General features: G+C 69.8%; 18 protein-coding genes. 7 read left to right on the top strand and 11 right to left on the bottom strand.

All coding sequences use genetic code 11. The annotated features are described in order from the left end of the window. The first annotated feature begins 68 nt into the window (after positions 1-68). The 6 genes from BST44_RS23535 (at position 69) to BST44_RS23510 (ending at position 6,163) form a co-directional block, all read left to right on the top strand. Positions 69-1,301 (top strand): PPE family protein, encoded by a 1,233-nt coding sequence (locus BST44_RS23535; RefSeq protein ID WP_083179464.1) that lies wholly within the window; start codon positions 69-71, stop codon positions 1,299-1,301. Positions 1,302-1,389: 88 nt separating this feature from the next. Continuing rightward, positions 1,390-1,692: a WXG100 family type VII secretion target gene (locus BST44_RS23530; RefSeq protein WP_083179463.1), complete on the top strand. Its 303-nt coding sequence runs from the start codon at positions 1,390-1,392 to the stop codon at positions 1,690-1,692. Between the two features lie 37 nt (positions 1,693-1,729). Beyond that, on the top strand, positions 1,730-2,017 hold the full coding sequence (locus tag BST44_RS23525) for a WXG100 family type VII secretion target (protein WP_083179462.1): 288 nt from the start codon (positions 1,730-1,732) through the stop codon (positions 2,015-2,017). Positions 2,018-2,120: 103 nt separating this feature from the next. After that, positions 2,121-3,800, top strand: a complete 1,680-nt coding sequence (locus tag BST44_RS31380) for an ESX-1 associated ATP-binding protein EpsI N-terminal domain-containing protein (RefSeq protein ID WP_279628991.1) — start codon at positions 2,121-2,123, stop codon at positions 3,798-3,800. 2 nt (positions 3,801-3,802) lie between these two features. Next, positions 3,803-5,344, top strand: coding sequence for a type VII secretion integral membrane protein EccD (eccD, locus tag BST44_RS23515; RefSeq protein ID WP_083179461.1), 1,542 nt, complete (start codon positions 3,803-3,805; stop codon positions 5,342-5,344). Positions 5,345-5,440: 96 nt separating this feature from the next. Further along, a complete protein-coding gene (locus BST44_RS23510) occupies positions 5,441-6,163 on the top strand; it encodes a hypothetical protein (protein ID WP_142274666.1) in 723 nt (240 codons plus the stop codon). 44 nt (positions 6,164-6,207) lie between these two features. Here the strand turns inward: BST44_RS23510 and BST44_RS31735 are convergent, their stop codons facing one another. The 3 genes from BST44_RS31735 to espB are packed head-to-tail and all read right to left on the bottom strand — an operon-like array spanning position 6,208 to position 9,621. Further along, positions 6,208-7,278: an EspK C-terminal domain-containing protein gene (locus BST44_RS31735; protein ID WP_439330752.1), complete on the bottom strand. Its 1,071-nt coding sequence runs from the start codon at positions 7,276-7,278 to the stop codon at positions 6,208-6,210. After that, positions 7,275-8,114: a hypothetical protein gene (locus tag BST44_RS31730; protein WP_439330751.1), complete on the bottom strand. Its 840-nt coding sequence runs from the start codon at positions 8,112-8,114 to the stop codon at positions 7,275-7,277. The genes BST44_RS31735 and BST44_RS31730 overlap by 4 nt, the downstream gene beginning before the upstream one ends. A gap of 7 nt (positions 8,115-8,121) precedes the next feature. Further along, positions 8,122-9,621: an EspB family ESX-1 secretion system-associated protein gene (espB, locus tag BST44_RS23500; RefSeq protein ID WP_083179459.1), complete on the bottom strand. Its 1,500-nt coding sequence runs from the start codon at positions 9,619-9,621 to the stop codon at positions 8,122-8,124. 318 nt (positions 9,622-9,939) lie between these two features. On the opposite strand from espB, the gene BST44_RS23495 reads away from it, so the two are divergent. After that, the gene (locus BST44_RS23495) at positions 9,940-10,716 is read left to right on the top strand and encodes a hypothetical protein (RefSeq protein ID WP_083179458.1); all 777 of its coding nucleotides are present in this window, start codon (positions 9,940-9,942) and stop codon (positions 10,714-10,716) included. Here the strand turns inward: BST44_RS23495 and BST44_RS23490 are convergent. The 8 genes from BST44_RS23490 to BST44_RS31055 form a co-directional block, all read right to left on the bottom strand. Continuing rightward, positions 10,710-12,227 carry a DUF4254 domain-containing protein gene (locus tag BST44_RS23490; RefSeq protein WP_244184921.1) on the bottom strand — a complete coding sequence of 506 codons (1,518 nt, stop codon included), beginning with the start codon at positions 12,225-12,227 and terminating at the stop codon, positions 10,710-10,712. The genes BST44_RS23495 and BST44_RS23490 overlap by 7 nt on opposite strands. A 172-nt stretch (positions 12,228-12,399) precedes the next feature. Next, entirely contained in the window at positions 12,400-13,185 is a 786-nt protein-coding gene (locus BST44_RS23485; RefSeq protein WP_142274665.1) for a sulfotransferase family protein, read from the bottom strand. Positions 13,186-13,242: 57 nt separating this feature from the next. Beyond that, positions 13,243-13,608: a YbaB/EbfC family nucleoid-associated protein gene (locus BST44_RS23480; protein ID WP_083179455.1), complete on the bottom strand. Its 366-nt coding sequence runs from the start codon at positions 13,606-13,608 to the stop codon at positions 13,243-13,245. Positions 13,609-13,784: 176 nt separating this feature from the next. Continuing rightward, the gene (gene eccE / locus BST44_RS23475) at positions 13,785-15,170 is read right to left on the bottom strand and encodes a type VII secretion protein EccE (protein ID WP_083179454.1); all 1,386 of its coding nucleotides are present in this window, start codon (positions 15,168-15,170) and stop codon (positions 13,785-13,787) included. Positions 15,171-15,175: 5 nt separating this feature from the next. Further along, positions 15,176-16,525, bottom strand: a complete 1,350-nt coding sequence (mycP, locus tag BST44_RS23470) for a type VII secretion-associated serine protease mycosin (protein WP_083179478.1) — start codon at positions 16,523-16,525, stop codon at positions 15,176-15,178. A gap of 258 nt (positions 16,526-16,783) precedes the next feature. Then, positions 16,784-18,622, bottom strand: coding sequence for a type VII secretion AAA-ATPase EccA (gene eccA, locus BST44_RS23465; protein WP_083179453.1), 1,839 nt, complete (start codon positions 18,620-18,622; stop codon positions 16,784-16,786). 25 nt (positions 18,623-18,647) lie between these two features. Further along, a complete protein-coding gene (eccE, locus tag BST44_RS23460; RefSeq protein ID WP_083179452.1) occupies positions 18,648-20,207 on the bottom strand; it encodes a type VII secretion protein EccE in 1,560 nt (519 codons plus the stop codon). Beyond that, the coding region (locus BST44_RS31055) for a hypothetical protein (RefSeq protein WP_244184919.1) at positions 20,204-20,308 on the bottom strand (105 nt) is incomplete at its 5' end. The genes eccE (BST44_RS23460) and BST44_RS31055, both read right to left, overlap by 4 nt.

Below are 20,308 nucleotides of genomic sequence, written 5' to 3'. Positions count from 1 at the left end.
TCGACGACCAGAATTCAAAACAAGAGATAACCCGTAGAGGCTCGGCGTAAACAAGGAGACCGGTCGACATGTTGTGGCACGCCATGCCACCGGAGCTGAACACCGCCAGCCTGATGGCCGGAGCGGGCCCGGCGCCGATGTTGCAGGCCGCCGCGGGGTGGGAGGCATTGGGCGCCGCCCTGCAGGCGCAGGCGGCCGAGCTGGCCGCGGCCCTCACTTCGCTCAAGGCGGCCTGGACCGGCGCCAGCAGCGACCGCGCGATCGCCGCCGCCACGCCAATGGTGGCCTGGCTGCACCTCGCCGCAGAGCACGCGCAGCAGCGCGGGATGCGGGCCATGGCGCAGGCCGCGTCCTACACCAAAGCGTTGGCGATGACACCGTCGCTACCGGAGATCGCGAGCAATCACATCACGCATGCGGTGCTCACCGCCACCAACTTCCTCGGCATCAACATGGTGCCGATCGGGTTGAACGAGACGGACTACTTCGTCCGCATGTGGAACCAGGCCGCCGCGGTCATGGACGTCTATCAGGCGGAGACGTTGGCCAACACCGCGTTCGAGCCGCTGCCACCGATGAAGCCGATCGTGCAGCCCGGGGTCGGGGAGGCCGCCGCCGCGGCGTTGGCACAGCTCTCGAGCGCGGCCGCCGACGGCGCCACCGCGTCCGGCACGATGCGCCTGTTGTCGGCGGCAGAGGATGCCGAGGACGAAATCCCCACGCCCGTACCGGATCTCGGCCCGCCCGCCGTGGATCCGATTTCGCAGTACCTCGGGCAGATGGGCCAGATGGGGGGCCCGATGCAGCAACTGATGCAGCCGTTCCAGCAGTTGACGTCGCTGGCCGGCCAGACCGGCGGCATGGGCGGACCGGGCGACGGCCTCCCCGGCGACGGCCTCCCGGGCGACGGCCCCCTGCGCGACCATCCGGGCGGCGGGCCCGGTCAGGTCGGGCTGCTCGGTGCGAGCCCCCTGTCGACTCACCCGCTGGCCGGCGGGGCTGGTCCCCGCGCGGGCCTGGGGCTGATGCAGGCCGACGCGTTGCCGGGATCCGGTGGCACGTCGGCGCGCACGTCGCTGATGGGCCAGTTGATCGACAAGCCCCCCGCGCCGCCGGTCGCGCCGGCCGGCGCCGGCGCCGGGTCCTCGGCGGTCGGCGGCGCCGCCCCGATGGGCGCGATGGGCCACGGTGCGCAGTCCGGCGCCGCCGGCGCGCGACCGGGGCTGGCCGCGCCCGCGACGCTGACCGCCGAACACCACGATTACCCGCACGACGAGCTTGACGAACACGACGACTGGTGAGCGGCAACCATTTTGAGGCTTCCCGGCCGGCAGGGCCGGAAGACTTGCCATCAATTGGCGAGGAAGAGCAACACAGAAAGTAGCAGAAATGGCAGAGATGAGAACCGACGCCGCTACCCTCAGCGCGGAGGCCAGCAACTTTGACCGCATCTCGGGCGAGCTCCAGCAGGTCATTGGACAGGTGGAGTCGACCGGTGGCGAATTGGCCAGCCACTGGCGTGGTCAGGCCGGCACGGCGGCCCAGCAGGCGTTGGCCCGTTTCCACGAAGCAGGTCAGGCGCAGATCAAGGCGCTCGGCGACATTTCGCAGAGCATCCACGGCGCCGGCATCGAGTACTCCAAGGCCGACGACGAGCAGGCCAGCTCGCTGTCGTCGCAGATGAACTTCTAACCCAACCCCCCCTCAAACGAACGAACGGAGCAACAACATGAGCGAACAGTCGTGGAATTTCGGCGGCATCGAAGCCGGCGCGGGCGCGATCGCGGGAGCCGTCAACACCACCCAGGGCCTGCTCGACGAGGGTAAGAGCTCCCTCGCGAAGCTCTCCGCCGCCTGGGGCGGCAGCGGTTCGGAGGCCTACCAGGCCGTGCAGCAGCGGTGGGACGAGACCTCCACGGAGCTGAACGCGTCGCTGCAGAGCCTGTCGCAGCGCATCTCCGAGGCCAGCCAGACGATGGCGCAGACCGAGTCCGGCGTCACGGGAATGTTCTCATAGCCAGCGAACACCAACGAAGCACGGGATCGGGCGAGTTCGACCCGTCGGGAGACCTCGCCTCTTCTCGTGCCTTTCCGCCGCCGACGAGTCCGACGGGGGTCTGATGGCGGCCGACTACGACCGGCTCTTCCAGCCGCCCGGGGGTGCGGAGGCTCCTGACGAGCCCGGCGGATACGGCGACTACGACGTGGACGGTCCGCCCCCGGAGCAACCGGCCATGCCACCGAAGCCCAATGGCCGGGCCGCACCGCCGATGCCCGTCGACTTGGCCGAACAGGCGCAGCCCAGCCACCGCCCACTGCCGGTCGGCCGGACCGAAAAGCCCTCCGCCCCAGACCAACCGCCATGGGCCCAACCCCATCGACCCGCGCCGCCCGCCGACCATGACGGCATTTTCGGCTGCTCCGGCGAACCGGACGCGGCGGACCAGCACGGCACCGACGGCGACTACGACGTGGACGGTCCGCCGGACATCCCGGCGGGACCGCCCAAACCCAACGGGCAGGCAAAGCCGCCGATGCCGGTCGACCCGCCCGCCCGATCCGGGCCGCCACCGGGAGCGCCCGCCGCGCGGACGCAGGCGCCCGTCGACCAGCCCCGCCACGCCCGGCACTCACGCCAGGGCCAAAGCGATGCTCCCCATGTCGGCCCCGCCAAGCGCGGCAAGTCGCCGAACAGCCATCGCGCCGCATCGCAACGCGGCAACGCCAAAGCCGCCGACCCGCCCGTCGCCGTGCGCCCGTCCGCGTCGCCAGCCGGACCCGACGGCACACCGGGCGCGCCGTCGGCAGGCACTCCCCCCGCGCGGCGAAACGGTCAGCCACTGCCGGTCGAAGACGTTGTGGCCCAGACGGAATCGGTACCAACCGACACATCGGTACGGCCAGGAGGCAAGCCGCCGCGCCCGGTGTCGCGGCGGGGCTGGCGGCGCTGGATCCATACCTTGACGCGGATAAACCTCGGCCCGTCGCCCGACGAGAAATACGAGCTCGAACTGCAGCGCAGGATCCGTCGCCCCATCCGCGGTTCGTACGAGATCGGCGTGCTGGGTCTCAAGGGCGGAGCCGGGCGCACGGCCGTGACCGCCGCTCTCGGCTCGGCTTTCGCCCACGTGCGCGGCGACCGGATCCTGGCGGTCGATGCTGACCCGGTCTCGGGCAATCTCGCCGACCGAGTCGGTCGCCGAACCCCGGCCACCGTCGCGGACCTGGTCGCCAATCGAGCGCTGTCGCACTACAACGACGTCCGGGCGCACACCAGCATGAACGCCGACAACCTCGAGGTGCTCTCGGCCGCGAATTACACCGGCCCCCGTCCCCTGCTCGGCGAAGAGGAATGGAAACGGGCCCTCGCCATGGTGCCGAGGTATTACAACCTGGTCCTGGCCGATTGCGGCGCCGATCTGTTCGGGCCGGCCGCGCGCGGCGTGCTGGCGGCGGCGTCCGGGTTGGTCATCGTGTCCAGCGCCTCCGTCGACGGTGCCCGACGGGCCGCGATCGCGCTCGACTGGTTGCGCAACAACGGTTACGTCGACCTCCTCGACCGCGCGTGCGTGGTCATCAACCATCTGGTGCCGGGCGGGACCGAGCAAACCGAACGCGAACTGGCGGCGCGGTTCCAGCCGCACGTTCCGGCCGGGCGGGTCGTCGCGCTGCCGTGGGACGGCCATGTGGCGACGGGGACCGAGGTGCGATTCGCCCTGCTCAGCGCCGCCTACCAGCGTAGGATCAGCGAGCTAGCCGCAGCACTGTCCGACGATTTCGACAGGGGTGAACGTCGTTGAGCATGCCGACCGCCACTGCTGCCGCCGCGGCACCCGCGACCGCCGCGGCCACTCCCGCCAAGCCCGCCACCACCCGGGTGACCATCCTTACCGGGCGGAGGTTGACCGATGTCGTGCTGCCCTCGGCGGCGCCGATCGGAAGCTACGTCGACGACACGGTTGCGGTGCTGGCCGAATTGCTGGACGAGACACCGGCGGAGGTGCTGGCGGGTTTCGACTTTTCCGCGCAGGGCACGTGGACCTTCGCCCGGCCCGGAGCCCCGCCATTGCCGGCCGATCAATCCCTCGATGACGCGGGAGTCGTGGACGGGTCGCTGCTGACCCTGGTTCCGGTGAGCAGGACGGAACGCTATCGGCCGCTCGTCGAAGACGTCATCGACGCGATCGCCGTCCTCGACGAAACGCCACAGTTCGACCGGCCGGCGCTGAATCTGCTTATCGCGGTGTCCATCCCCGTCGTCGCCCTCGTGGTTGTCGTGCTGGCCGCGCTGACGTGGGAGCACACCGGGCGGCACATGTGGTGGGCGCTCGGACTGGGCGTCGCGGGGTGCGTCGCTCTGGTCGGCAGCTGGGCAAGCAAGAGGTTCTACCGGAACGCCAACATGTCGGAAAGCCTGCTGGTGACGGCGTACCCGCTGATCGCCGTTGCCGTCGCGTTGGCAGTCCCCCGCCCACACCCCGTCGACTCGCTCGGCGCGCCCCAGCTGGCGGGAGCGGTGGCCACCGTCTTGTTCCTGACGCTGCTGGCGCGCGGCGGCCCGCGGCAACGGTTCGAACTCGCGGCGTTCGTCGTGGTCGTTTCGATCGCGGTGACCGTCGCGGCCATCGCGGTCGGATACGGCTGGCAGCAGTGGGTGCCGGCCGGCGCCATCGTGTTCGGGCTGTTCACGATCACCAACGCGGCCAAGCTCACCGTCGCCGTCGCGCGGATTGCCCTGCCCCCCATCCCGGCGCCCGGCGAGGCCGTCGAGCATGAGGAACTGCTCGATCCCGTAACGGGCCGGGACACCGGCGCCGATGGCGAGACGCGCACCTGGCAGGCGATCATCGCGTCAGTGCCCGATTCCGCCGCGCGCCTGACGGAGCGGAGCAGGCTGGCCAAGCAGCTGCTCACCGGTTTCGTGCTGGCGGGCACCCTGATTCTGACCGCGGGGACGGTCGCGTTGCTGGTCCGCGGGCACTTCTTCGTGCACAGCCTGGTGGTGACCGGACTGGTCACGGCGGCTTGCGGATTCAGGTCGCGGCTCTACGCCGATCGGTGGTGCGCGTGGTCGCTGCTTGCCGCCGCGCTCGCCATTCCGGCGGGAGTGACGGTTCGGCTGAGCCTGTGGTATCCGGGCAAGGCATGGCTTTTCCTGACGATCTACCTGGCCGCCTGCCTGATCGCGGTGGCGGTCGTGGCGGCGACCGCGACGATCCGCCGCGTGTCGCCGGTCACCAAGCGCGTCCTGGAAATGCTGGACGGCACGCTCGTCGCCGCCATCATCCCGATGCTGCTCTGGATCACCGGCGTCTACGACACCGTCCGGAACATTCGCTTTTGAGCCGGGCGGGGCCGTGCGTGAACGTCACTGGAAATCAGCACTTTTGAAGCCCCGGCGCGCCACTGGGATTCGACAGGTGAACAAGAGGATTGCGTGATGACTGAACCTTTGGCGGTTGATGCCGCGCGCCTGAAGGCCGCGGGGGCGACGCTGCAGGCCCTCGCTTTGCCCGCACCTCCGCCGCCCATGCGTGCGCCGGGCGCCGACGCGGTGTCCTCCGCGATCAACGCAACCATGCCGGTCATCGAATCACCGGTTGTCACCGGCCTGCCGGCGGTCGAGAAGGCGCTCACCCGAACGGGATCCAGCATCGTGGCCGCGGCCGCGATGTACGCCGAGGCCGATCAGGCGCTGGGCGAGCACGTCGGCGGAGCCCCGATGTCGGCGGCCGCGCAGCAACCGACGGGAAGCGCCGCGACAGGCCGGCTGCTGGGGGCCACCGCCAAACCGAAGGATGACGACGGCGGCAAGACGCCCGCCAGGCCCGACAAGTCGGCCCGCCCACCCGCTCAGGCGCCCGCGACGCTCGGACAGTTGGGCGCGATGGGGCAGGCCATGGGACCTGTCACGCAGGGCATGCAGACGATGATGTCGACCGTCCAGCAGGCCGCCGGTGGCTTGGGTGGCGCCGGAGCAACACCGGCACGCCTGGCCGACGACACCACCGATATGCCCGGCGACGCAACCCGTCTCGTGGACGACACCACGCAACCCGACGGCGCGGGCGCCGCGGCGGGCGACGGGTCGCCCGGAAGCGCCTCCGTCCGGCCACCGACCGCGCGCCCGGCCGGGGCTGCGGCCGCCGAAACGCCCGGGTGATCCGTATCCCCCAAGCGGCCCAGTGTCTTTCGGCGTGCGCCGACTCAGGGCGCGGCGGCCAGAGCCTCATCGAGCAGGGCGGCGAGGTGTGTCCAGTACAGCCAATCCGCCACAGCGAGGCGTTGCGCGTCCAGGTCGGCCGCCGTGTGCGCCTGCTCGAGCGCCACTTCTGCACAGTGCGAGGTGTAGTTGTGGAACGCGCGCAGGTGCGCGGCCGTGCGGCCGGTCGCCTTGCTCGCCAACGGCTTCACCACGTCGAACCACAGCATCGCGCGCTCATCGGCCCGCGGGCTCCGATCCGCGGGCGCCGGTGGCAGCAGCTCGACCAGGCGCCGGTCGCTGGTGGCGGCCAGCCGCTCCGCCGCCGGTGGATCCACCGCCTCGAGCCGGGAGCGGCCGGCCATCTCCCCCGTTTCCGGAATGTCATCCGGCATCAGGAAGATCTTGGCCGCGCCGGGATCCGAACCGGCGAAGTGCTTTTCGGTGGCGATGACGGCCCGTAACTTCTTGTCGTGATGCTCCGCCCAACCTTGCACGGCGAGCACCGGATAGGTGGCCCAGCGGGCCCGCTCCGCGGCCGGGATCGCGGCGTCGGCGCTGGCCATCTCGACCTGTTCCGGCAGTTGCACCTGCTCGGGTATGTAGGCCACGCCGTAGCTGTTCGCCACCACGATCGCCCCGTCGGTCGTCACGGCGGTCACCCAGAAGAAGCCGAGCGCTCCAGGTGCCTGATTGTCCGGGGCGTTCAGTGCCGCGGCGATGCGCCGCGCCAATTGCAGCGGGTCGGGCCCGCCGCGCCGCGCCGCGTCGGCGGTGGCGGCCTCGGCGATGGCGTCGCGTTCGGCCCGCGCCGCGGACACCGGGATCACCGGGGGAGGCACCGCAACGCCGCTGTCGGCGTCGTCGCGGCTCTCGACCGGCTTGCCCTCCCCCGCCGCGGCCGCGGCCCGCGCCGCGGGCCGCCTCGCGGCGGCCGGTCGGGTGCTGGGGGCCGCGCTCGACGGGCTCTGCCCCACCGGAGGAGCCCCCGCCCGAGCGCCGGAACCGCCGGAGGCACCGCCAGATCCGCCCGCCATCGGGGCCCCCGGCATGCCCGCGGCACCGGCGGGGGTCACCGCCGCGGACGACTCCTCCGGACGGACACCTGCTTGCGGCGATCCTGCGGTTGCCGACGCCGGAAGCACTCCCTTCCCGCTCCCGCCGGGCTGGGCCGACGCCGCCGCACCCCTGGGTCCGGCGGCGCGGGCGGCGGCGCGGGCGGCACCGGGACCGGATCCACGGGACCCGGGCGCGGGCCGTCCTCCTCCGGCGGGGGTCCCGGGACGTGCGGCGTCCCGTCGGGAAGCGTGAGCGGCGGCGGCGTCTTCTGGTCGAGCAGATCGTCGAGAGCATTGCCGGGCGGCTTCCAGGCCTTGCTTGCCAGGATTCGGTCGGCCGCGCCTTCCATCAGGCTGATGTTGGCCCCGTAGGTCGCGACCACCACGTTGTTGATCGCGGTGGCCCGCTCGTCGGCGTCGAGCCTGGAATCCCGTTCGAGAAGGCTGATTTGGCGCTGCGCGGCTTCCACGTTGTCGGTGATGTCCGACTTGGTCTGCTCGATCGACAGGGCGATGTACCTGTCCCAGGTGATGATCGCGGCCAGCCCGTTCTGCAGCGTCATCAATTCGCCGACGTTCGCGCCGAGTTCGGCGTTGGCGGCGTTCGCGGCACCACCGGACCAGATGCCGCCGTCGAAGACTTCGCTCCGCTGGTGCTGGCAGCTCTCCAGCACCTCTGTTACCTGCCGCAACACCCTGGTGTAGTCCTGCGCGCGGTCATACAGGGCGCCTTCGTCGACCTCGGGCCACGCGCCCGGATCCAGCATCTGATCGGCATATCCGCCCGCCGGCCTGGCAATGCCCATCGTCTCCTCCTCGATCGCCGCGTGCGGTCGGCCGGTGCCGGAGCTCATGGCTCGCCTACTTGTCGGGACCGGCCTTGCGGGGGCGATTGCCGATCACGCCCTCCGTCCATTGCCGCTCCTCGGTATAGAGCGACTCATCCTCGGACTGCACGCGCTTACCCTTGCCCCCGTCCTGTTTTCCGTGCCCGCCCATGGGCATGCCCCCCATACCGCCGCCCATCGCGCCGCCGGGCGCGCCCGGCATTCCGCGGCCCGCGGCCGCCGCTGCGCCGGGGGCCGCTCCGGCGGGACCCGTCGCCGCGCCGGCGTCCGCCGCCGGCTGCAACGGCATCGACGGCACCCCGCCCCCTCCCCCGCCGCCGAGCGACGCCGGCTTGAGGCCCGCACCGCCGGGCACACCGCTGCCTTTAAGGTCCTTCAACGCCTTGTCCAGCTTGGCGTTGTCGGGCGCCGGCGGCGTCGACGGCATTCCGGTGGACGGAATGGAGGGGACGGACGGGACGCTGGGCGTGCCCGTCGACGGAAGACCCCCTTCGTCGAAGGGATTGTTCGGGTCGAACGGGTTGTTCGGATCGAAGGGGTCGTTGCCGCCACTGCCGCCATCGGGATTCGGCGCGTCGATGCGGGTGGCCGTGGGTACCCGTTGCGGAGTGACCGGGCGCAGCGGCAGTTGCGCATTCGAAACATATTGCCGCAAGGTCTCTTCGGAGTTCGCCTGCAGCTTCTCGTACCATTCGATGGCTACCGAGACGTAGTACTGGTTATTGGATTCCACGTAGCGCCGGTACCAGTAGTCGCATTGCGATATCTCGTAGGTCGTCGGATGCGAGCCCTCCTGCGCGTGCTGATTGTGGTAGCCGGTGGTGAGCGTCGCCTTTCTGTGCGCATCCACGACGGTGTTCGCCTGGGTGCCCAGCTGGAGGCACAGGGCGACCATCGAGGCAATCCACTGACGCTGTTGGTCGAAGTTCGTCTCGACGGCGGTCCTCGCCTCGCCTTCCCAGGACGTGAAAGGCCGGAACCGGTTGATCGTCTCCTGCTGGAAGGTCCGCTGAAAGGCATCCCATTCCCTGGCGAACGCCCGGAACGCGGTGCCGTGGTCACCGGCTTCGATGTCCTTGGCCGCCTGCCTGACCTCGTAGTAGGGGTATTGGAACGGCGGCGGAGGCGGCGGGGGCGGTGGCAGGTAGCCGCCGAAATCCTCGTCCGGATCGCACATGGCCGACATCTGCCCGCCGTCACCCCCCGCACCGCCCGCCGAGGAGCCACCGAAGTCAACGGAGTTCATCGACTCCGCGCCGCCCTCGTCCGCCTCTTCGTAGGCTTTGGCGGCATTCCTCAGCGATTTCGCCAGCGCCTTCCATTCCCGCTCACAGGCTTTGAGGTACACCCGCATCGTGTCGGCGTTGAGGGCGAGCTGCGTAGCGGCATCCTTCACGAACGAAAGCTCGCACGGGCCCGGCGGGTTGGTGGGCGGGATGGCCGGAATCGATCGCTCGATTTCGGCCGCTCGAGCCATCAGCTCGTCGTATTCGACGTTGAGTGCCTGCGTCATGTCGGCTCGTCACTCCTTCGCTGAAGCAGTCGATAGTCGCCGGAGGAGCCGGGCGAACGCTCAGGGTTCGCGATGGCGGACGCTCGCAGTGGCACGCCAACCGCCACCGAGGATTATCGTAATCCACCGAATGGGCCCGCTGCGCACGAAATTCTGGCGCTCGTGCCGGCCAATCCGGCACCCCGGCGCACTCGCCGGATGATTACCTTGCCGGCTGGGTTGCGGTAGGTGGCGTCGAGATGTACGGCGGCTGAACGCTTGGGTGGCAACGCTTCTCGGGGGTCGCCGGCGCTCCGGCTGGTTAGGCTGGCCGACAGCATGAAACTCGACATCCATCTGCAGACCCATTCCGACATCAGCGTCCACGGTGCGCATCGCTACGTCGACGCCCCGAAGAGCGAAATCATGCTTCGCTGTGCGCAGTCGCTTGTCACGTCGGTCAATCACGCCGACGGCGACATCGTCCTGCGGGTCTTCGATGACCACTCGTCGCCCGAGGCCCTGTCGGCGCTGCGGCGAATCCTCGCCACGTGTGACCGTCCGGTGGAATTCGTCGCCCTCGCGGACAGGGGCTACAACGCTTCCTGTCTCGCATCGTTTTCCGCGGCCCGCGACCAGGCCCGCGAGCTCGTCTATTTCGTTGAGGACGATTACCTGCACACCCCTACGGCCATCGCGGAGATGCTGGAGGCGCACGCGTTGTTCAAGGACAGGCACGCCGGCCGGGAAGTTGCGCTGCATCCCTACGACGACCCGAAGAACTACTGGGGCGCCATCTTCAGCCGGGAAGATTGCCGCGTCGTGCAGGGCAGCCGACGGCACTGGCGCACGAACACGCACACCACGAACACGTGCTGGGTGGAACTGGGCACACTGCGCAGGAATTGGGCGCTCTTCGAACGGCTCGCACGGTACTCGAGCACACCCTATGGCGTCGAGAATCACATCTTCGAGGCGTCGACGATCAACGAGATATGGCGCGAGCAGGTTCTGCTCTTCACCCCGATCCCGTCGCTGGCCCTACACCTGCAATACGACGAGCACAAGGACCCGTACCTGGATTGGCGACAGTGGTGGTGCGCCGCGGCCTATTGATCGCGGTCGTCTGACAAGGCGCAGGAGCTTCGCTCTTCCGGCGTCTTGAATTGCCGATAAACCTGGAACCGGACGAGACCGTCGACCACCCGGCTGAGGAACCGGTCGAGACCGTCCACCAGGTCGGCGTACTGCTCTTCGAGCGTCGCGAGGCGCTCACCGTCGGCCCCGGACCGGTTCGTGTGCACGATTCGCAGCGCCAGAACGGAGAGCCGATCGACGATCGTTGCGGGCGTTTCCGTATGTAGCGGGGCGCTCGCGTTGGGGACGAGACGATCGAGCAGGGCCGCGTCGATGTCTTCGACGGCCGCGTTGCGCGATGCGTTGAGGGCGTCAATGGCGCGTTTGCCGCCAGCCACCTCACGGTCGCTTACGCCGTCCCGGCGAACCGCGTCCTCCTGATGCCAGAGGCCGAAGTTCAGCGCGTGCAAACGGAGCGCCTTCGCCCCGATGCCCGCCCCATCGGCGGCCGGCTGTTCGCGGTGCCAGGATCGCGCGAGGTCGACGAACTGCGCGACCGCGGCAAGCACGGCCACCCGGGGCGAATCGGGTTGCACGGCAGCATGATTGCGGCGCTGCGGCGGCGCCGGGACACCGACATGCTCCTCGGTCAGGTCCTCCAGCGCGCCGAGCACCTCCGCCACCGTGATGTCCGCCATCGACGCCATTTCGACATGCCGGTGCGGCCCGAACCTGAACCCCCAGGTCGCGGCCCGCGTCGCGCCGAACAGCCCGACGCCGGGAACCCGCGCCAGGTCGGCGGCGTGCAGCATCGAGGAGTCGATCCCCACGAAGAGGTCCCCGGTCCCGACCAGCGCCATGGCGAGGTCGAGGGGCAGGCCGAGGTGGGGGAAAACCCGGTCGCCCGCACGGCCCACGTTGAGTTCCTCGTGTCCCATCCCGACGACCCAGGCCACGAAGTGGCGGTGGCGGGACAAGAACCGGTCCAGCAGGTCGATGAATCGTCCTGCGGGCCAGCGCTTCTGCGCCCAGTCGGTGTCGGCGTGTACGACGAGTACCTTCTTGCCCGCGGGCACCTCGTCACGGATCTTCCGGGCCAGTTCCCGCACCGATGACGGGATGGGCAGGGCCTGGGCATAGCTTTCGATCCGCAGCGCGGGATCGAACAGCCGGGCCAGCTGGAACATCTGGTCGGCCGCGTGCAGGTCCGCCTGCGGGACCACGAAATCGTAGCCGTACTCGGTGGGGAAACCAATGGTCGTCCGGGGCGCCAGGCGCTGCACGAGAGGCCGAATCACCGTGCTCGACAGGGCGTTCCAGGCGAGGGTGTCGATGAACACGTCGACGGCGCCGATCGCGGCCGCCAACGTTTCATAATCGGGGGCTCGGCGCAGAGATCCGGGCAGAGGGTGTGGCCCCGTGAGGGGCAGCCCTGTGGTGTCGACGTGACGGTCGCTCACCTCCCGGAAGCACAGGTCGAACACCACCCGGGGGCAGATCAAGGTGAGGGGGGCGGTGAACAACTCGGCCATCGCGCGCAGCGCGGGCATTGTCAGCAAGGAGTCCCCGATGTTGGATACGAAACATACGGCGGGCCTCGCGGCGCTCAGGAGATCGCGTGGCGCGCCGCGTTCACCGCGCGCCAGGTCGCGCCCCGGGTGAGGGTGCATTCACCAGCCTTCCTTCGCCGTACTGGCACTCCCGAGCGTTCGCGGGAGCGGTTCAGTGGTAACCAATTCGCCGCGCGAGGGCATCCACCTCTTTCCAGACCGGGTCGCCGGCGTCGACCCGGTCCCGGGCCGATGGAGACTGTCGGAGTGGCGACATGTTGCCGACTTTCCACGGTAAGGCCGCACCTCCTCGGAAGAACTGGTGGTCACCCACCGACTCCGGCACCGGATGGGCGAGTGCGACGGCGTCGTCGGAAAAGGTGAGACCCCAGTGGCCCAAGGCCGCGTCGAGTGCCGTCTTCGGTGCGGCCGCGAAGGCCTCGTAACGCAGGACGGCAAGTTCGGGATCGCCGGCCTGCAGCGGCTCGAGGCTGCTCTGCACCAGCGTCAGCGCCTCGGCGACCGTGTCCTTGATCCAGAAATCCAGGGGCGTCCGGTAGGGCGACTCACGGTGCGACAGGCAGGAATTCACCACGTCCCGCGGATCACGCACGACGAACAGCACCGCGGCCTCCGGATAGCTGCGTCTGAGCTCCGGCAACCGGGTCGCGTACCGCGGGTTCTTTTCGCCCCAGATGACGCCGGGCCCGACGATCCCGCCGATCACCCGCCGCAGGGCGAGCGCGGGATCGGCGGCGTTCCGGACGTCACGCCGGAAGCTTTCGTCGAGGCCACGCTCGAGCAGGAAGGCCCGCAGGGTACCGATCGCCGAGTCCCCGTACCTGCCGGCGCTGAGCAGGTCTATCTCGTCGAAGACGACGATGTCGGCGTGGTGATTCAGGAATTGAGTCACCATGGTCATCCCGGATCGGGGCGGCCCCACCACGAACAACTGCACGGCTCTGCGCTATCCCTCCCGGCCGGCGGGACCTGGCCCGGGTCGAAACGGCTGCGGTCAGCGGGATTTCGCCGCGGTGAGCCCCACCGACTTTTGCAGCGACCCGAGGATGTCGGTGATGTTGGCGACGAGCTGCGCCTGCCGGGCTTGCATGGCTTCCGACGCGCCGGCCTGCGCGCGCAGCAAAGCCTCGTTGACGCGCTGCTGCACCGTTTCGGCGCCCAGCCGCAGCAGCCCGTCCTCGATCTGCAGGTCGGTGAGGCACCGGTGGCCGTTGATGGTGACTGTGACCGTCTCGGTTTCGTCCGTCGCCGTGAATGATCCGGTGTTCGTCAGGGCCATCTGGTCCTCGAGCGCCTTGGTGAACCGCTCCAATTCCGCCATGGTCTCGGTCACCTGCGGATGCGTTTCCCTGTTGCTCATCGAGAGGGCCCTTCACGTCGGGGATATCGCCTGGCTGCGTGACCGAGCGCCGGTATGGACGTCGCGCCACGGCAGGTTCTCAGTCTAAGGCGATCAGTCTTGCCACGGCGACAGGTTTTTGCCGACTCACCTCGTGCGCCCGTCCATGGACACCCAATGTTCGCGCATCGTTTCCCCTACCGCGGTAGCGCGCTTTGGTAGTGGCTCTCTTCGGGCGGCGATACCGGGCGGATCGGCAGCTGCCGATGGCGTGGGGTGCTAATCGCATTGTGGCGCAGCATTACCCGCGCCACGCCCGGGTGCCGGCCGAGATAGGTGGTCGCGTGCGGCCACGCCACCTTCGAATGCGGTCCGACGTGCGCCCCGATCAGATCGGCGAACTCGGCGAATCGCGGACCGAGTGTGACGCCGCCGCCCGCGGCGGTGGCGCGCATCGCGAATTGCATGAATGCCCGCGCATCGCCGAAGCTGACGCTCGCGTCGACGTCGTCGAACGGCATGTACACCGGGTACTCGCTCGCCGTCTGGCCCACCAGGACGCCCGCCGATCCGATCGGCAGCTGGTAGTGCCGGTCGGGGACGAGGGACTGCCCGTGCAGCGCGGCGCGCTGGCCGCCGGACAGGCGAATGAAACCCTTTGGGTTCCTAGGTTTCTCCGATGTGGTCAGCAGTACCGTCGACTGCGGCGTCGCGCCCGGCACCACCCGGACCCGGGTGATGGTGTGGTCGGCGGGGACCGACCACCACACGTCCGGACCACCGGGCGCGGTGTACGCGGCGGTGAAGTTGTCGCTCCCCTTGATCCTTGACCACTGTTCCCGCTCGAAGCTGATCTCGGTGGCGTTGTCGTAATCGTCGAAGCTGCGCCCACATACCGCGTCGACACCGTGGCCGGCCAGCTGGTCGGCGATCCTGGTCGCCGACGCCACCAGATATCGGACCAACCCCGCGACTCCGGTATCGCGGCGCTGCGCCGAACGGCGGGTGCGCTGGGGCTCGGCGCGCAACATGATCCAGGTCCGGCGGTGCGCCGGGGCCGGGTCGGTGCCCAGCACCTGTTGGTAGAGGCCCGACACTTCGGGCGACGGGGGTGTGCCCATGCGGTAGCCGGCCGACACGACGTCGGCCTCCAAGTCGGGGCAGCTGATCTCCATCAGTCGTGCCAGCAGGCGCGTGTCCACCACATCGTCGGTATGCGCGCGCCCGTCGACGATGACGGTCGGCGTGAACGGCCGCGGAATGAGTTCGATGACGGCGACCAGGAATTCACCCTCCCAGCGCACGGCGACGTGGTCGCCCGGTTGCACGGTCGCGCCGACCGCGGGCTCGGAGGGAACGTCGGGAACCCTGCGGCGCCGCACCAGCCAGGCGCATGCCGCGCCGATCCAGCCGGTCAGGCGCCTTCCGCGAAAGGTCACCAGGGCGAAGACCGCGGCCAGCGCGACCAGCGCCGGTCCCGCCCATTCGTAGCGGGTTCTGCTGAACAGCAGGATGCACAGCGGGGCGAGCGCCGCCACCCACAGCGCGTGGCCGCTGGTGAACCGTACCCGGAATGCCCTCATCCGCGTCAGCGCCTCCGCAGGGCTTGCCGGGTCAGGGTGGCCAGGCCCAACGCCAACAGCAGACCCCCGATGCCGGCGACCACCGCGGTGATTGGCCCGCGGTCCGGCGGCCGCACCGGCACAGGCGGCTGAATCCGGTTGACGATCAACGGGGTTCCCGCCGGCGAACCCGCCGGGATGTCCCAGGTGAGCGCCGCGACCGCGTCCACGGTGCCCGCCCCGACACTGTCGTCGACGCCGCCGCCGGGATGGCGCGAACTGGCCGTGATCCGGTTGATGATCTGCGCCGGTGTGAGCTCGGGGAACTTCTGCCGTAGCAGCGCGGCCAGGCCGGAGACGTACGCGGCCGCGAACGAAGTCCCGGCGATCGGCACGGGACCGTCCTTGCCCGGCAGGGCGTCGACCGGTTCGCCGTCGGGCCCCAGAGCGATGATGTTCTCCGCCGGCGCGGCCGCGCCCACCCAGGGTCCGTGCATCGAGAACGGGCTGGGTGCCCCGTTCTCGCCGACCCCTCCGACGGACAAGACCAACGGCGCGTACCACGCCGGCGACACGATGGTCTGAACCTGCTGCCATCCGCGCGGATCGGTCGGCATCGACGGGTCGGGGGCCGGGTTCTGCGAGCAGTCGCCGCCGGTATTGCCCGCCGCGACCACGACCACGACATTTTTGACGTTCACCGCATAGTTGAGGGCCCCACCCAGGGTCGACTCGTCCACCGGCTTTCGCACCTTGAAGCAGGCCGCCTCGCTGATGTTGATCACGTTCGCGCCCATGTTCGCCGCGTGCACCACCGCGCGGGCCAGGCTTCGGATCGACCCGGCCGCCGGGGAGGCGTTGGGGTCGTTCTGGTTGGCCTGGTTGTCCTTGGGCTCGTAGGCCTCCGACGTCTGCCGCAGTGAGATCAGCCGGGCGTCGGGCGCGACGCCGACGAACCCGTCGGTGAGCGCGGGCCGGCCCGCGATGATGGACGCGATCAGCGTCCCGTGCGCATCGCAGTCGGTGAGCCCGTCGCCGTCGGGGACGACGAAATCGCCACCGGGTTCGGCCGGCACCCGCGGCGAGGCGTCCACGCCGGTGTCGATCAAGGCCACCGTGACACCGGCGCCGGTGGCGAATCTGTGGGACGCACCGACACCCACGTACGCGTTGGCCCACGGCGGATCGTGAAAGTTGGTTCCCGGCAATGTCAACGGTGCCCTGCAGACGCGGCGCTGTTCGAGCGGCTGATCGGGTCCGGTCACGTCCGGTGGTAGTGCGGCCGGGTCTATCGACGGCGGGGCCACCGCGTCCGCGGGAGGTGCGGTCAACAGCACGATCGTCAGCGTCACCGTGATCAACCAGATACGGTGCACCGTCGGACACTCCATTCGGGCGGCGGTGGCGCGGCACTCACTCGGCGCCTGCTCCACCGCAATCTTGGCGGGCTCGTCACCCGCCTGCATCTTAAGCATCCCCGGGCGCGTCGACACCGCCTTTGCCGCACCGGGTGGAAGAATTCGCGGGGCCGGCATTGCCGACGCCTAAACGTGTCCTGCCACAGGGTCTTTCGCGGTTACAAAGTAAACGCCGATGAAACGGCGGGTGGCCGCCGGCCGTCCAACGGGTGGCGGCTACCAGACGATGGCCGCCATGTCTCGGTTGTCCGAACACACGCTGCGCACCGCGGCCTCGATGTCGGGGGCGGTGATGATCTGCAGATCCTCGACCGTCACCTCCTGGCCGGCGCGCTTTTGCGCGACCACGCGGGTGTCCCTGAACCCTTCCGCACGTTCGATGACGTTGCGGGCGAACCGGCCGTTCTGCATCGCGTCGACGCCGTGCCGCCCGCCGGGCGTCGTGTAGTTACGAATGGTGGTGGCCGCGTCCAGGAACGTCGCCCGCGCCGCGTCGTCGAGCTTGCTGGCGCGCGGTGCGGCGTAGCGTTGGCCGATCTCGACGATCTCGGCGGGCGAATAGGATTCGAACCGCAGCTTGCGGTTGAACCTGCCGGCCAAACCGGGGTTCACGGTGAGGAATTCGTCCACCTGGTCCTCGTAACCCGCGCCGATGAAGCAGAAGTCGAAGCGGTGCGCCTCCAGCGCAACCAGCAACTGGTTGACGGCCTCCATGCCGATCATGTCGGGCGTGCCGTCCTGGTGCCGTTCGATCAACGAGTAGAACTCGTCCATGAAAATGATTCGGCCGAGCGACTTTTCGATCAGCGCGTTGGTCTTGGGCCCCGACTCGCCGATGTAGTGGCCGCAGAAGTCCGAGCGGCGGACCTCCCGGATTTCGGGGTGGCGCACGATCCCCATGCCCGCGTAGATCTTGCCCAGCGCTTCGGCGGTGGTCGTCTTGCCGGTGCCCGGCGGGCCCACCAGCAGCATGTGGTTGGTCTGCCCCTCCACCGGCAGGCCGTGCTCGAGGCGCATCATCCGCACTTCGAGCTGGTCTTCGAGCGCCGACACCGCCTGCTTGACCGCCGCGAGCCCGACCTGCTTGGCCAGCAACGCGCGGCCCTCCGCGAGCAGCTCCGCGCGCCGGTCCGCGGTGGCGTCCTCGTCGAGTTCGTCACGGCTCTTGGCCGTCGACGCGTCCCAGCGATCGGTGCGGCTGGCGATCGTCTGCTCGTCGGTCACGACCAGGTGCAGGTTCGGGTCGGCCAACGCCGCCTTGGCGGCCTCGGTCAGGACGCCGTTGATGGTGGCCTTCGACAGCCAGACCTGGGCCTTGTCCTCCTCGCCCAGCTGACGGTGCACCATGCCGCGCACGTACGCCAAATCGGCGACCAGCAACGGGATATCGGCCGGGCCGATCGAAGCGGTGAGCACGTCGGCGTCGAAGCGGCCCGACGCATTGGTCTGCCCGATCACGTCGACGCGGTCGAGCCAGTCCAGCGCCACCCGACCCTGCCCCAGATGGGCGGCGGCGTGGGCGGCCAGCGCGCAGATCGACGCCGTCACGGCCGACATGACGATGGCCTGCGGGGGCAGCTCCTCGGCGGCCGTCAGCAACACGTCCGGCCAGCGCTGCGCGGTGTACATCAGGAACGCCCGGGCCAGCTGGTGCCACTGATGGTTGGCCCACGAGTCCAGCAGGTCGCGGTTGGCCAGCAACCTGTCGGCCTCGGCGTATTCCCCGGCTATGGTCAGCGCCGACGACAACGCCAAGCCCACCTGCGAGGCGTCGGTCACCGTGATCCCGATATAGGGACCCAACTGGATCTCCGCGGCGAGCGTCTGTCCGATCCGGGTCGTCTCCCGGTGCAGCCACTCGCTGGCGGCGTAGAGCTTCTTCAGCGAGGCCAGGTCGTTGTCGCCGCAGGCGACGCGGCCCAGCCACGCGTCGGCCATCGACGGGTCGGCGTCGGTGGCCGCGACGAACTCGGGCAGCGCCGCCGCCCGGCCCTGCCGCGCCTTGACCGCCATCGCCCGGTCGAAATGCCTACGCGCAGTTTGCAAATCACCCATTACGTGCCTTCGGATCCTTGACGCTCTACATGACCGACATGGTGACCGGCTCGAGACTCACGTAGCGGTTCTCGGCGCGGAACATGTCCATCTCGGCCAGCCAGTCCTTGCCCGCCGCGCTGACCCGCACCATCGCGGGACCGACCTGCTCGATGATCACCTCGAAGTTGTGCCGGTGGGCCTCGGGCAGCCGGGTGCCGGACGGGGCGATGGTGATCACCGTCGCGGGCCGCGGGGTGGGGGAGATAGGGGCGACGTGCTCCACGACGCTGACGGTGGTGCGCGGCGCGGGCCGCGCCGTGCCGACGACGGCGATCTCGGGCATCCGCACGGTGGCCCAGCGCGTCATGTCGCGCGTGTGCACGCACACCCGCTCGCCCGCGCCCGCGGTGCGGATCACGATCCGCTTGGCGACCGGGTCCTCGGCGGCCACGAAAACCCGTGACAGCTCACCGGCATCCGTGACGGGGACCAGCAGCCGGTCACCGTTGCTCAGCTTGCCGATCAGCACACCCGAGGGGCCGATCTCGGTGAGCAGCTGCCCGGGCAGGGGGCTGGGCCGCAGCGCCCGCAGGTACGGTCGCGGGCCGCACATGTTGGCCGCCGCGGCGGCCGCCTGCTCCCCGTTGAGCCGGCGCAAGATCACGCTGGGCGGGGTGGGCGCCGGCGTCGGGGTGCGCACGGTGATGGTCGCGGTACAGGTCGCGTCGGGATATACGGTCACATTCTGGATGACCTCGTCGGCGCGGAGCGTCCACGCCTGCGACAGGACGCGCGACGTGATCGCCTCGGCGGGGTACGCGTACGTGGTCATCCAGCCCGCTTCCCCGCGGATGGCCTTCCACCGCTGCGCGTCCCCCTCGACGGCGTCACAGCCCAGCCGTCGATCGAGCTCGGCGAGGTCGGTGGCGGTGGCCACCTTCGTCCGCAGCCCCTGGCAACGCAGCAGCCCGGCGATCCGCTGCGCCACCGAAATGGCCGCGGCGCCAACGGTCGTGCGCCAGCGCAGCGCCTGCGTGTTGTCGATGATCGACAGCCGCATGACCAACCAGGTCTCGCGCCGGCCCGCGTACGGCGGGGTGCCGATCTCCGAGTCGTACACCCGCGGGTAGTCCCCGATATTGCCGTGCCGGGAGCCGAGGGAGACGACGCTGATGGAGTCGAGCTGCAGTCCCAGCGCCTGGCGCATCATCGGGACCAACTCGACGACGTCGATGACGTTGTCGGTCTCGACGGTCACCGAACCGGTCACTGTGGTCGCCTGGTGCGCCCTGCCGAGCAGCTGCACCGCCACCACCGCGACGCCGTCCTGCACCCGAACCCCGCCGCCGGATCGGTTGTTGGCCACGGTTATCGGAGCGTCCCAGCTGATCGGGCGCCGCCCGCGCCGCCACAACACCAGCCACGACCACGCCGGCTGGCCCCACCAGCGGACGAACACCAGCGCGATGCCGACCGTCACGGCGATCGCCGCGCCGATGTAGCCGCCCACGGCCCAGCTCGCCGCCGCGAGCAAGAACACCACCCACACCCCGAGAACCCGCCGATTGCTGCCCGGGCTGAATCCGGTCAGCGTGGACCTCACCGCGCCCTCCTCAGCCGCGCCGCGACCGCGGCCACGAGCGCACCGGCGGCGACCGCGCCGACGAACCCGATCGCGATGTTGCGCGCCCGGTGGTCGGGCGG

Origin of the sequence: Mycobacterium scrofulaceum, from assembly GCF_002086735.1 — a bacterium.
GTDB lineage: Bacteria > Actinomycetota > Actinomycetes > Mycobacteriales > Mycobacteriaceae > Mycobacterium > Mycobacterium scrofulaceum.
Note: the sequence above shows the minus strand (reverse complement) of the source record. Positions and strands in the feature narration are given on the sequence as shown.